Raw genomic sequence first — 12493 nt, forward strand, 5'->3', positions numbered from 1 at the left:
GATCCACCGTCGGAAGAAGTAATTCCACATTGGTATGATATTCATCCAATTATCGTCTCCCCCGTTGTTTATGCAAATTCTAAACAGCGGGAGAGTTTTCTTTTGAGTATTGTCTGGCGCTTTATTCCACTGCAGTAAATGCAGGGTGCCTTTATTTAACTAAAGCTACAAAATGAGTATTCTTATCCGCTCATCGCATATTTTATGACGCTCATCGAGTATTTCACCGAATATAGTGAATACTTTTTAGACTTCCGATAGGCTAATAGATGTATTTATTAGCTGAAATCCTGCACGGTTCCGCGGGGTTTCAACGGTTGGGAGGGATCATGAGGTTTACTCATCCCGTCAACACGCTCAAGAAGCTTGGCTGCGGCCTTGCATTCGGAGCTGCGGCCATTATGGCCATGCCGACCTCGGCACTCGCTTGCACCCAGATCTACATGGGCAGCAAACTCACGGCGGACGGCAACACGTACTACGGCCGCGCAGAGGACTTTAGCACACGCTATATCAAGCACTTTGGCATTGAGCCTGCGCACAAGGACGGTAGCAAGTACACCTCGCTCGAATCCGGCTTTGAGTACAAGTCCACGGGCCCCACGTATCGCTACACCTTCGTTCGCGACAACCCCTCTCAGTGGGAAGATCGCTATGACGCTTATTCCGAGGCTGGCATCAACGAGAAGGGCGTCTCCTGCTCTGCCACGCTGAGCACCTCCTACAACGAGAAGGCCGAGGAGGCCGACCCCCTCACCGAGGAGACCGGCATCGGTGAATACAACTACGCCAGCGTCATCCTGGGCGAGAGCGCCACGGCCCGCGAGGGCGTCGAGCTCCTCGGAAGTCTGGTCGACGAGCAGGGCATCTGCACCAACGACCAGATCATCATCGCCGACAACAACGAGACCTGGCTGTTCGCCGGACTTTCTGGCCATCAGTGGATTGCCATGAAGCTCACCGACGACATCGCCTCGGTCAACCCCAACATCGGCAACCTTAACTACAAGGTTAACCTCGACGACACCGAGAACTGCCTCCACTCCAAGGACATTCAGACCATGCCCGAAGAAAAGGGCTTTGCCAAGTACTTCGATGACGGCCAGTTCGACGTTGCCCAGACCTACGGTGAGGAAATTAGCGAGCAGGCCATGCATTCTTGGTCGCGCTATATCCAGGGCCGCGATTACTTCATGGCTCCGCTTGCCGAGGGCACCGACTACGAGATCGTTAAGGACGAGCGCGAAGATGCTCGCGCCACGACCGGCGCCCTGGTCCACGAGATGCAGCCGCTGTTCTTCCAGCCCGGCAAGTCCGACTGGAACACCTTTGAGATGATCCGCAGCTTTGCTACTCGTGGCGAGAATGTCGCCGGCCTCAACGCCAACACCGACGGCGCCTATGCCATTGGTTCCAACCGCAACACCGAGATCCACACCTTCCAGATCCGTCAGGGCATGGACCCCGAGATCGCGACCATTCAGTGGGAGATGCTCTCCAACGCCGAATTCTCCGTCGCCATCCCCTTCTACTCCGCACTGCTCACCGAGATCAGCCCCTACTTCAGCGATCAGGATGTCTCCTTTGATCACTGCGAAGAGGAAGACGTCGTGAACAACGAGGAGCCCAAGAACTCCATCAACTACGTCCTCATGGACATCAACACACTCGCCTATGAGAACCGCGACCACTGCGCCACCGGCGTCCGCGCCTATCTCGACGCCCTGCAGAAGGAACTCATCGAGCAGAACCTGACCGTCGACGATGCCATGCAGGCCACCGAGGACACCGAGGCCCGCACCGCCCTGGCCAACAAGGCCGGCAAGGCTGCCACCAAGAACACCTTCCTCAAGTGCAAGGCTATGCTCGAGGAGATGCGTGACTACCTCAAGGAGGAGGATTTCTCCGAGGAGTTCGTCCCGAGTGACTACGATGCCGACAACGACTGCCTGGTCGAGTCCATCACCTACGCCGACGAGGCCCTCTCCGATGAGGATGTAGCCGAGCCCGAGGTCAAAGAGGAAGAGGCCACCGAGGAGAAGTCCGAGGGCAACAACATGGCTGCCATGGCCGTTGGCGCCGTCGTCATCATCGGCGTCTGCGCCTACGTGATCTATCGTCGCAAGAAGGCCTAAGGCCCTCATGTCCTAGCTGAGCGGACAAGGTAGCGATGGCAGCCTCGCCCGCTCAGCCCGCTCTTTTGACCGGCGGGAAACCCGGGAAACCCGCCTGAAATCTTTTTAAAAAAGATTTCCCCGCACACACTTCGCTGTGCTATAGTGCAGCGCAACAGCAACTAGGTGCGACCGCGCCACGGCATCACGAAAGGAGCCACCAACATGAAGAACACGATGAACTCTCTCAACAACTGGTGGTGGCGTGATGCGAATACGATCGGTCGACAGTGAGTCCCTCACGCCTGTTTTTGCGCTCTAGGTGATTGGAAGGCCTCCGGTTTCGACCGGGGGCCTTTTTCTATCTCGAGCCCGATCGCATTCGCATCACGCGCCCCCACTTTTCTCTTGCACTCCCCTTCCGAAAGGATTTTCACCATGTCTCAGAACACCACCGCCACCCAGCCCCGCACCGTCCAGACCGCCGACCGCGGCAAACTCGATGTCCGCGCCCTCGTCCTGCTCGCCATCCTGCTTGCCGCCGGCTTCATCCTCAACTTCACCGTCGGCAAGGCAATCTCGGGCATCTCGGGCGGCATGATCAGCCCCGAGTTCATCATCTCGGCCTTCTGCCTCACCATCCTGGTCGTTCGCCCCAACATCGGCCAGGCGCTCGTCATTGGCCTCATCTCGGCTGCCGTGATCCAGATCACCACCACCTCGCCGTTCGTCGATTTTGCCGCCGAGGGCATCGCCGCCATGCTCATGGCCGTCATCGTCAACGCTGCTGCCAAGGACGGACAGGTCAAGTCTGCCGTCGCCATCGTCGCAACGTTCGTGACCACCTTTGTCTCGGGCGTCATCTTCATGGTCATCAAGATGGCCATGCTCGGCGTGGTGGGCGAGCTCGCCGCCGCTATGCTGCCCGTCGTCGCCATGACCGCCGTCTTTAACGCCATTCTGGTCGGTGCCCTCTACTTGCCCATCCAGAAGGCCCTTAGGCTCCATTAACCCGCTCGGCTTTACGAGCCACCCCATCTTGGCGTTCATTCGTCGCTCGCGTACCCAAGTACGCTGCGCTCCTCTTTCGCGCCAACCTGGGGCCCCTCGTAAAGCCGTCTCCGCACTCCACCAACAAAGACTGTCCCAAACAACTAGCTCTTGGGGACGTTCTTAAACGACTAGTCATGTAAGAACGTCCCCAATGACTATGAAAGGTATCCATGGAAACGATCATCAACGTCGACGATGTCTCGTTCTCCTATGGCACGCAGACCGAGCAGGCGCTTAGCCACATCTCGCTCAGCGTGAACAAGGGAGATTTCATCGGCATCATCGGGCCCTCGGGCGCCGGCAAGTCCACGCTTTCCGCCTGCCTGTCGGGCGCCGTGCCCCACCACTACACCGGCACGTTCTTTGGGTCCGTCATGGTTGGCGGACACGACACCTGCGAAGTCTCGCTCACCGACGTGTCGCAAATCGCCGGCAGTGTGCTGCAGGATATCGACACGCAGATGGTCGCTTCGGTCGTCGAGGACGAGATGCTCTTTGGACTCGAGAACTTTGGCGTTCCCCACGACCAGATCGAGCAGCGCGTGAGCGAAACGCTCGAGACCGTCGGCATCAGCGACCTGCGCGACCGCGAGATCGCCACCCTCTCGGGCGGACAGAAGCAAAAGGTAGCCATCGCCGCCATCCTCGCCATGCGTCCGCGCGTCTTGGTTCTCGACGAGCCCACCGCGGCACTCGATCCCGCCAGCTCCACGCTGGTCTTCGAGACGCTACGTGAGGCAAACCGCGCACTTGGAATCACCATCGTCGTCGTTGAGCAAAAGGTCGCCCTGCTCTCGGAGTACTGCAACCGCGTGCTCGTGCTCAACCATGGCGAAATCGCGCTGCAGGGCGAGCCACACGAGGTCTTCGCGCATACCGACGAGCTCCGTGCCATCGGCGTCGACTGCCCTCGCGTCACGCGTATCTTCAATAGCCTCCAGGCCGATGGCCTGGTAAGCGGTACCCCTTGCTTGGATGTCGATGAGGCCGAGCGCCTGATTTCGGGCATCGTCGACCCCGCACACGCAAGCAGCGACATACAGGCACCCGCCGGCTCACCGCACGCACCGTCGTTGCGCCCGCGCGCCAAGGACGCCGAGCCCGTGCTCACCTTCGATCATGTTGAGTTTGCCTATCCCAATGGTGGCGCCGCCGTCCACGACCTCAACCTGACCCTCTATCCCGGCGAGCTCGTGGGCATCGTCGGCCAAAACGGTGCCGGCAAGACCACGCTCACCAAGCTGCTCACAGGCCTGCTTAAGCCCGCCTCAGGCAGTGTGCGCGTCACGGGACTGGATACCGCAGCCGTTCCCACGAGCCGTATCGCCCGCGAAGTCGCAACCCTCTTCCAAAACCCTGACCGTCAGATCTGCAAGGACACTGTGCTCGACGAGGTCGCCTTTGGCTTGGAGCTTGGCGGCATGGACCGCGCCGAGGCTCTGCGTCGTGCTCAACTCGTCATCGACCGCTTTGGCCTGCCTGCCGATGAGGCACCTTTCTCGCTTTCGCGCGGTCAGCGCCAGATGGTGGCACTCGCCTCTGTCGTGGTCGTAGAGCCCAAGATCGTCGTGCTCGACGAGCCCACGAGCGGCCTTGATTACCGCGAGTGCATGACCGTCATGGAAACGGTGCGCACCATGGCCGAGCGCGGTTGCGCCGTTATCATGGTCTGCCACGATATGGAAGTCGTTTCGGATTTTGCCGAGCGCATCGTGGTGATGGCAAACGGCCGCATCCTCGACCGCGGCCGCACGCACGAGCTATTCTCGAACATCGATCTCATGCGGCGTGCCTACGTGGAGCCTCCCCAGGTTATTGAACTCTCGCGCCGTCTGGCATCTTCCGTCTCGCCCGCTTTTGCGCAGGTGAGCGAGGTCACCGATGTCGTTCGAATTACCAAGGAGATGGTCCACCGTGGTTAACGTCATCGACTACATGCCGGGCGATACGCTGCTGCATCGCCTGAACCCCGTTGTCAAGCTGGGCCTCGCCGCCGCCATCATCGTCGGCATCTTCTTATCCGACACCTATGTGGCGCTGCTGGGCTTTTTGGCACTCACCCTTGCTCTGGGTGCCTATGCCGGCGTCGTCAACCGTCTGTTCTCGCTACTCAAGTTGCTGATTCCGCTCGCGCTTATCATGCTGGTGCTCCAGCTGGCCTTTATGCGCGATGGCAACGTGGTGTGGGGCTTTATCACCGACACAGGCCTCATCACAGGATCGAAGGCCTGTCTGCGCCTGCTGGGCGTGGCGTTACCACTCATCCTCATGCTCATGGTGACCAAGCTCAACGACCTTGCCAACGCCTGCGTCGAGGTGCTGCACGTGCCGTATCGTTATGCCTTCACCTTTACCACGGCGCTGCGCTTTGTGCCGGTGTTTGGCCAAGAGATGAACGCCATCATGGAGGCGCAGACCGCGCGCGGCGTCGAGTATGACACCAAAAACCCCATCAAGAAGCTTAAGCTCATGCTGCCGCTGTGCGTACCGCTGCTTATCTCGAGCGTGGGCAAGACCGATGCCACGGCCCTAGCAGCCGAACAGCGCGGCTTCTACCTGCGCACGCGCGCAAGCTCGTACAAGCGCTATCCCATCACAGGGCTGGACATTGCTGTGCTTACTGTCAGTGTTGCGCTCATCGTCCTCGGCTTCCTGTTCTAGCCCATCGCCAACGGCAACCGACAAACGCAAAAGGCCCCGGATCGCATCGAGCGAGCCGGGGCCTTACTGTTTCCCCAGATAAAACCTGCCAAAATAAACCTGTCCCTTCTTGGCAGGTCGAGGGCTACAGGCGATAGAGTGCGCCGCTGCGGATGATGGATTCGCGCACCAACACGTCCATGGCGTCGAGGGTGATCTCGGGCATCTCGCGATACTTTTGCAGCACCGAGAGCTCCGTGCAAGCCAAAATGACACGGTCGCAGCCACTGCGGGCGAACTCCCACATCACGCGATCGAACTTATCCATATCGGGCTCACGTCCGGCCTTCACATCATCGTAGATAAGCGACATCACATCGTTCTGACGTTTCTCGCTGGGATAGACAACCTCGACACCTGCCGCCTCGCACTCGCGCCCGTAGACGCCGGCACCCACGGTGCCGTCGGTTCCCATAATGCCAATCTTGCGAACCGGCTCGGCCGGCATGCTCAAGTTGGGGTCGAACTCGCACTCCCCCATCACCGCACCCGCAAGGGCATAGCGAACCGACTCGCGCGGCATGTGAATGATCGGCACCCTGGTAAACGACTGGATCTGGTCGTAGAAGTAGTGTGACGTGTTGCAGGGAATGGCAATGTGCGCACAGCCCAGCGACTCGAGTGCCTGGGCACACTCTTTCATGGTCGCCAGCAGCTTGGCATGCTCGCCGGTCTTAATGGCCAGCGTGCGGTCGGGCATGGTCGACTTGGAGAGCACCACCATGTCGATATGTTCTTGATCGCAGGCAGCAGCCGTATGACGCACCACCTGGTCGTAGTAATACGACGTGGCCTCGGCGCCCATGCCGCCGATAACTCCCAGCTTTTCCATCGCCGCCTCCTTGGTGACGCTTGCGCAATTGCGCGTATCATACCCGCGCCCGCCCGATGTAAACCGGACGGGCGCCGCACTCATCTACTTGTAATACGTCTTGAACAGCTTAAAGTGGCGCAGCTTGGTGTGCCACATGCGCAGCCAGCGGTTAAAGACAAAGTCGCCCTTCATAAACGAAGGGTCGGCGCCCTTGCCTTCCTTGTCCAGGCGATGCACCTTCGCGCGCAACTCGGGATCCTTGACGTACTTGTCGACGACGCCCATGGGAACGACCATCCACAGGGCCTCGTCCTGCGCCGTCACAAACTCCGGCTCAAACGGGCGGTTGAACACATACTCGTCCACCACATACTTGGCAACGTTAAAGCCGCTGTTGGTGACGTAGTAGTTGCTGCGACCCTGGCGCGTGTTGAAATCGAAGAACTTAAACGAGCCGTCGCGCTCGTCGTACTTAACGTCAAAGTTGGAATAGCCCACAAAGTGAAGGTCCTCGAGCAACTTGCGCACGCCACCCATAAGCTCGTCATTGGACTCGGTGATGATGCAGGCGTGATTACCGACGCCATGGGGCTGATGCTCCTCGAGCAGCACGTGGCCCAGGCACATCATGCGGACCTTGCCGTTGCGGTCGGAATAGCTGGTGAGCACGCGCATGTACTCGTCGTTGCCGGGCACGCGATCCTGCAAGATCAGGTCGTCGGTGTAGCCGCTGGCATACGAGTCGCGAATGACCTGTTCCAGCTCAGCACGGTCGGCAATCTCATAGGCCTTTTTCTGGCCCTCGAACTCGTGCTGCCACCACATGATGCCGTCGGAAGGCTTCAGGATCATCGGGTAAGGAAAATCGATCTGGTCGAGCACTTCGGCAGGTGCCTCGCCTTGGGCATTCAGCATCGCCATGGTGAAGGTAAAGGTATGCGGATAGGGCACGCCATGCTTCTCGCACAGCTCGTAGAAGATCTCCTTCTTCTGACACTGCTCAAGCATGCTATAGGGAGCGTAAGGCGCGACGATGTTATCCGCCAACTCATGGGCATCCTTGGCCTGAGCCACGAGGGCAACATAGTTATCTCCACAGCCCACAAGGACAATCGTCTTATCGGCATGCGCTTGGGCAATGCCGTTGACGGTCCCGAGCATCACGGGCATGGTATCGATATCCACGTTGGGCGTGTAGTCGATAATCTGACTGCGGTACGCGGGACCCGTCTGATACTTGCCAAAGACCAGACTCTTAACCTGGTACTCCTCGTAGAAGGCGCGCGCCACCGAATAGGCGTTGATGTCGCCACCGAGCAGCACGGGGATAAACTCACGCTCTGTAAACTGCAATGCCATGGATACTTCCTATCATCAACTGCCCATACGCTGAGCGGTCTTTATGCAACCTGTTTATTCTAACGTGCCGGGCCGTCTCCTCCTAAAGCTCCACCGTATCTATGGCAATCAACGCAATTATCTAGTATGAAAGCCACGCTCACCGCGATAGGGCCCTGTAGTTGCAAAACCCCACGTTAAGAGAGCTTTCACAGCCCAAAACTCGCCCACAAACAGGTCCTCGTAACGTTAAAGTTGAACTCTATGGTTTCTCAACAATTCGATATAACTGCAGGTCAAAGCCAAAGCCTCAAGTTCAACTTGACCCTTTAGAACCTTTAAGGTTCAAGTTGAGGTCGAAAGCAGTAGTAGAATACCTTTCGAACCATAACCTACGATTGATTGCAGAGGGACTGGATGCAGCATTCGAACCATCGCACCGCAGCGCTCATCGCGTCGAAGCCGGCTCGTATCATCACGAGCGCCGCGCTCGCCGTTGCACTGACGGCCTCGCCGATGCTCTCCCCCGTCGCGGCATATGCCGCCTCGCAGGCAACGCAGGATCAGCTTTCCGCCGCCCAGCAGAAGATCGAAGCCGCCACGGGCGCCTACAACGAGGCCCGCACCAAGCTCGAGGACCTTCAGAAGCAAATCGACACCAACGAGGCCAGCATCGAGCAAATCGAAGCCGAGCTTCCCGATCAGCAGGCCAAGGCGAGCTCCGCCATGCGCGATCTGTATAAATACCAGAAGGGCACCAACCCCATCGTGAGCTTCCTGGTCAATGCGCAGAGCCTGGGTGAGTTCATCACGACCTGCAAATACACCAACCAGATCACGAGCTCGAGCGTCGATGAGATCGATGAGCTCAACAAGATGCAGACCGAGCTCGAGCAGAACAAGACTGAGCTCGAGCAGGCCAAGTCCCAGCTCGAGGCCGAGCAGAAAACCGCCGAGGATGCACTGGCGCAGGCCCAGCAGCTTCGCAGCGAAGCCCAGGCAAAGGCCGAGCAGGAGAACGCCGCCGAGCTGGCCAAGCTCGAGGCCGACAAGGCTGCTGCCGCCGAGAAGCTCGCGGGCACTGGCGTGAGCGGCAACAACTCCAACAGCCAGGCAAATAACTCCAACACCACCATCGATACCACGGTGAACAACCCCAATACCGGCAACTCCGATTACGACTCGTTTATCAACGAGTGGACCAGCCGTATCGACAACTACCTCGCCGGCTCCCCCCTGGCAGGCCAGGGCTACAACTTTGCCGTGGCCGCCTGGAACACCGGTGTTGACCCTCGCTGGTCCCCCGCCATCGCCTGCATCGAGAGCAGCAAGGGCCTCTATTGCGCCAATTCTTACAACGCCTGGGGCTGGAGCGCCGTTGGCGGCGGTTGGCGCAGCTTCGGCAGCTGGAGCGAGGGCATCTCAGCCCACGTTGCCTATCTTGGTCGCAATTACGGCTCCACGCTTACCCCGGAAGCCGCCAAAAAGTACTGCCCGCCCACCTGGCAGGACTGGTACAACAAGGTCGCCAGCCAGATGAACCGCATCTAAACTCAACGTCGAAGGGCCCCCATCGGGGCCCTTTTTTCTTTAAGCGGTACACCACATTAGGCGACGATGCCGGTCGCATTGCCGATGGCAACAACCACGATCATGATGGCGACCAGAATCCCCAGCGCTTTGAGCCACAGCGTGACAAACTCGCGACCCCGATAGCGATCGAGCACGGGAAAGCGGCGCCGAAGCCTGCGGCGGTCGAGCATGCCAAACGCAATGAGCACCACCATGCCATCGACCATAAGAAAATACTCAAGGGCCAAAAACCACGTTGGATAGCTACGGTTGGCTCCCGTGGGCTGGAACACGGCAAAATGGCTTCCGACGAGCAGCAGCAAGGTTGCTGCATAGATAAAGCCGTTCCATATACGCCCGATGGGCTCCGGGATCCGCGAAAGCAGGCCCTTGTGGCAAGGGGCCACCATCGAGACATCTTGGGACTGTCGCGCGGTGGATGCCGCCGTTTGCGGAGCAGTCTGCGTCGCTGAAGGCTCCGTCTCGCCAATCGAGCCAGGCCCAGGCAGGCACAGCTCATATGCCGCGCGCGCAGCGTGCCCGAGCGCCTCCGCGCTTGCAAAGCGCTTGGCCGGATCGAGCGCCATCGCCATGCAGACAACATCGGCAAGCGGGGCGGGAACGCCACGCGCCTCGCATTGCTCGCGCATGTTCCGTCCCGGCTTAGGATCGATCCCCGTCAAGCAAAAGAACAGGAGTGCGCCGAGCGCATAGACATCGCTACGCACGCTCGTCTGCCCAAAACCATATTGCTCGGGCGGCGCATAGGGTCGCGTTCCAAACTTAACCGTGTCGGCATCGGCTCCGTCACGCCATACCCGCGCAATCCCCAAATCGATAATCACCAGTGACGAAAAGGTCATACCCGCGTCGGCCGTATATCGCACACCCGAGACGATAATGTTCGAGGGTTTGAAATCACGATGAATCACCGGCACCGGACGCTCTCCGGCCGCCGCAAAGCCGGCATGGAACTCAGCGGCTGCATCGCAAAGGGCGCCAAACAGATCGCACGCATAATCGGGTGTCGCGCCCAAACGTCCCACCAGGGCCTCAAGCGTTTCGCCTTCGATATATTCCATGACCACGCAAAGCTCGTCGCCCACGCGGCGGCAATCGACAATCCGGGGCAAGTGCTCATAGCGTCGTCCGGCGCGCTGGGCCGCAAACAGACGCTCATATACCCCGCCAATCTGGGCCGATGCGTCGATACGCTTACGAACAAAGGGGCCGAGAGACCCTCCGCCAGAGCCCTCAAAGTACACGAGCTCGGTCGTCTCGACATCCGAGCGCTTGAGCACCCGGTCTACGCGATAGCTATCATCGCGCTCGAGTGACGCCAGGTGGCCGGCGAGCGCGGCGGTCAGCTCATCATCGGAATATGTTGGGCTCTGAGTATCCATAGCGTCCATAATAACGCAGGGCACGGGCGCCCCATGACGCCCATGCCCTGCACGTTCGAAATATCGTGACCGACTCTTCCGCCGGCAGACAGCCGCTAGCTCACCGTCTCCTCGCCAAAGCGGTATAGCTCCTCGTTTACCTTTTGCAAGCTGCAGCCGCGATCGATGCAGAAAATGATGATCGCATCACGGCGGTCCTTGCAGTTGAGGACGTTGGCGCCCGCCGCCGTCAAGGCGCGGTTGGCCTCTTTGAGCGTCAGCGCCATGGCAAAGGCAATCTGCAGCACTTTATTGCGACTCGGATGCCGCGTGCCGGTAAAAATCTGATAGCCAAACGTCTCGTTGAGGTCGGCCATACGGACCACGCGCGAACGCTCCAGTCCCTTTTCCTGCAGCAGCTGCTTTAGGTAATCAGAAAGCGATGGGGCGGCAAAGTCGTGTTCCCTTATGTAGCCATCGATACTTGGCGCATCGAGAAGCTCGTCGAGCAGCTCCTCGGTCAGTTTTTTATCGGGCACGCGGCTTCGCCTCCCCAGCTCGCACAGTAATCATGTTATTAATTCTAGTTAAAAGCCGCTCACATCAGAACGCTCCCAGCTAGCAACCTGGTCGGGAGATACCGTACTCAACGCTTCGAACTTCCAGGTGCCGCCCGCTTTTAGATGGTTAGTGTTCGCAAGAGCCGTTCCCACCTGATTGCCGTCCGCGTCATACAGAACATACTCAATCTGAATGTAGCTTTGCTCTTTATCCGTATTATTGGTCAACGTGCCGGTGATCTTATATGCGAACTGATTAGACGTATCCCCTGCCTCATCCGAAACCGTATAGGGCTCTTGTGCCTCTTTTTGTTCCTCGACCTGCTGGGTCTGCTCAGCAGATTTTGCCGCATCACCCGTAGAAGAACCAGACGAGTTGCCACCCATAGAACCTACGGCCCCGACAACAACGAGCACCACGATGACGCCCAAAATGATCTTGCCGATCGGTTTCTTTCCCTCTTTTGCCATTATGCATCCTTCCAACTATCCGGCCACCGTGCCGGCACACAGCACATCGTAGAAAGGATTGAACTTGGATTCATTAGCTGAGAGCTAAGGCTGCGGTAAACGGCCAATGCAGTTATCCAAACGCCGAGCAAACGCACTTTACGCGACCGTCTGCTGGCAGTGCATCAACCCACCGTGACGGATTCCCCGGTAAAGGTGCTCACAACCAACAGGATAAAGAAGGCCAAATAGCTGATGCTCAGCAGGTAGGCGATGACCAAAAGGCAATCCATTCTACATTGGTCTTACCGTCGGCGCGGCGCTGTTCACGACTGCGATAAAGCCAAATCGTCACGCCGATGGCAGTGATAAACAGTACGAGTGCCGCCGCAGCCAGCCCAGCAAGCACAAACATCACGCCAATGCTCACAGCGATGACCGGAAGCAGCAGCAAACCGCACCCGCATCCACCCGGACTATATACGGCAGACTGTCGGCGTCGCCTCATCG

At 58.6% G+C, this 12493-nt stretch carries 11 protein-coding genes; 5 read left to right on the forward strand and 6 right to left on the reverse strand.

The window, feature by feature from the left end; genetic code table 11:
- Nucleotides 1–329: 329 nt before the first annotated feature.
- From DW732_RS05285 to DW732_RS05300, 4 genes are all read left to right on the forward strand, one after another.
- The gene (locus DW732_RS05285) at nucleotides 330–2135 is read left to right on the forward strand and encodes a C69 family dipeptidase (RefSeq protein ID WP_158567359.1); all 1806 of its coding nucleotides are present in this window, start codon (nucleotides 330–332) and stop codon (nucleotides 2133–2135) included.
- Nucleotides 2136–2552: 417 nt separating this feature from the next.
- Nucleotides 2553–3125 (forward strand): hypothetical protein, encoded by a 573-nt coding sequence (locus DW732_RS05290; protein WP_118099000.1) that lies wholly within the window; start codon nucleotides 2553–2555, stop codon nucleotides 3123–3125.
- Nucleotides 3126–3337: 212 nt separating this feature from the next.
- Nucleotides 3338–5089: an ABC transporter ATP-binding protein gene (locus DW732_RS05295; RefSeq protein ID WP_118099001.1), complete on the forward strand. Its 1752-nt coding sequence runs from the start codon at nucleotides 3338–3340 to the stop codon at nucleotides 5087–5089.
- Nucleotides 5082–5828 (forward strand): energy-coupling factor transporter transmembrane protein EcfT, encoded by a 747-nt coding sequence (locus tag DW732_RS05300; RefSeq protein WP_118099002.1) that lies wholly within the window; start codon nucleotides 5082–5084, stop codon nucleotides 5826–5828. Before DW732_RS05295 ends, DW732_RS05300 begins: the two co-directional genes overlap by 8 nt.
- A gap of 124 nt (nucleotides 5829–5952) precedes the next feature.
- Here DW732_RS05300 and DW732_RS05305 read toward each other — a convergent pair whose 3' ends face one another.
- Both DW732_RS05305 and DW732_RS05310 read right to left on the reverse strand, forming a co-directional pair.
- The gene (locus DW732_RS05305) at nucleotides 5953–6699 is read right to left on the reverse strand and encodes an aspartate/glutamate racemase family protein (RefSeq protein ID WP_233502225.1); all 747 of its coding nucleotides are present in this window, start codon (nucleotides 6697–6699) and stop codon (nucleotides 5953–5955) included.
- A gap of 84 nt (nucleotides 6700–6783) precedes the next feature.
- Entirely contained in the window at nucleotides 6784–8040 is a 1257-nt protein-coding gene (locus DW732_RS05310; RefSeq protein WP_118099003.1) for an ATP-grasp domain-containing protein, read from the reverse strand.
- A 396-nt stretch (nucleotides 8041–8436) separates the two neighbouring features.
- On the opposite strand from DW732_RS05310, the gene DW732_RS05315 reads away from it, so the two are divergent.
- Nucleotides 8437–9570 carry a glucosaminidase domain-containing protein gene (locus DW732_RS05315; RefSeq protein ID WP_118099004.1) on the forward strand — a complete coding sequence of 378 codons (1134 nt, stop codon included), beginning with the start codon at nucleotides 8437–8439 and terminating at the stop codon, nucleotides 9568–9570.
- 56 nt (nucleotides 9571–9626) lie between these two features.
- On the opposite strand, the gene DW732_RS05320 is transcribed toward DW732_RS05315, so the two are convergent.
- The 4 genes from DW732_RS05320 to DW732_RS05335 form a co-directional block, all read right to left on the reverse strand.
- Nucleotides 9627–10994 (reverse strand): protein kinase, encoded by a 1368-nt coding sequence (locus tag DW732_RS05320; protein WP_158567360.1) that lies wholly within the window; start codon nucleotides 10992–10994, stop codon nucleotides 9627–9629.
- Nucleotides 10995–11089: 95 nt separating this feature from the next.
- Nucleotides 11090–11512 carry an XRE family transcriptional regulator gene (locus DW732_RS05325; protein ID WP_117735261.1) on the reverse strand — a complete coding sequence of 141 codons (423 nt, stop codon included), beginning with the start codon at nucleotides 11510–11512 and terminating at the stop codon, nucleotides 11090–11092.
- Nucleotides 11513–11560: 48 nt separating this feature from the next.
- Nucleotides 11561–12004 carry an FxLYD domain-containing protein gene (locus DW732_RS05330; RefSeq protein WP_117735262.1) on the reverse strand — a complete coding sequence of 148 codons (444 nt, stop codon included), beginning with the start codon at nucleotides 12002–12004 and terminating at the stop codon, nucleotides 11561–11563.
- 238 nt (nucleotides 12005–12242) lie between these two features.
- Nucleotides 12243–12491 (reverse strand): hypothetical protein, encoded by a 249-nt coding sequence (locus DW732_RS05335; RefSeq protein ID WP_147326613.1) that lies wholly within the window; start codon nucleotides 12489–12491, stop codon nucleotides 12243–12245.
- Between the last annotated feature and the right edge of the window lie 2 nt (nucleotides 12492–12493).

Source organism: Collinsella sp. AM28-11LB, assembly GCF_003469895.1.
Lineage (GTDB): Bacteria > Actinomycetota > Coriobacteriia > Coriobacteriales > Coriobacteriaceae > Collinsella.

Excerpts from the sequence above, each read along its gene's own strand:
- DW732_RS05285 (WP_158567359.1), top strand. The coding sequence starts at position 330 with ATGAGGTTTACTCATCCCGTCAACACGCTCAAGAAGCTTGGCTGCGGC.
- DW732_RS05290 (WP_118099000.1), top strand. The coding sequence starts at position 2,553 with ATGTCTCAGAACACCACCGCCACCCAGCCCCGCACCGTCCAGACCGCC.
- DW732_RS05295 (WP_118099001.1), top strand. The coding sequence starts at position 3,338 with ATGGAAACGATCATCAACGTCGACGATGTCTCGTTCTCCTATGGCACG.
- DW732_RS05305 (WP_233502225.1), bottom strand. The coding sequence starts at position 6,699 with ATGGAAAAGCTGGGAGTTATCGGCGGCATGGGCGCCGAGGCCACGTCG.
- DW732_RS05310 (WP_118099003.1), bottom strand. The coding sequence starts at position 8,040 with ATGGCATTGCAGTTTACAGAGCGTGAGTTTATCCCCGTGCTGCTCGGT.
- DW732_RS05315 (WP_118099004.1), top strand. The coding sequence starts at position 8,437 with ATGCAGCATTCGAACCATCGCACCGCAGCGCTCATCGCGTCGAAGCCG.
- DW732_RS05320 (WP_158567360.1), bottom strand. The coding sequence starts at position 10,994 with ATGGATACTCAGAGCCCAACATATTCCGATGATGAGCTGACCGCCGCG.
- DW732_RS05330 (WP_117735262.1), bottom strand. The coding sequence starts at position 12,004 with ATGGCAAAAGAGGGAAAGAAACCGATCGGCAAGATCATTTTGGGCGTC.
- DW732_RS05335 (WP_147326613.1), bottom strand. The coding sequence starts at position 12,491 with ATGAGGCGACGCCGACAGTCTGCCGTATATAGTCCGGGTGGATGCGGG.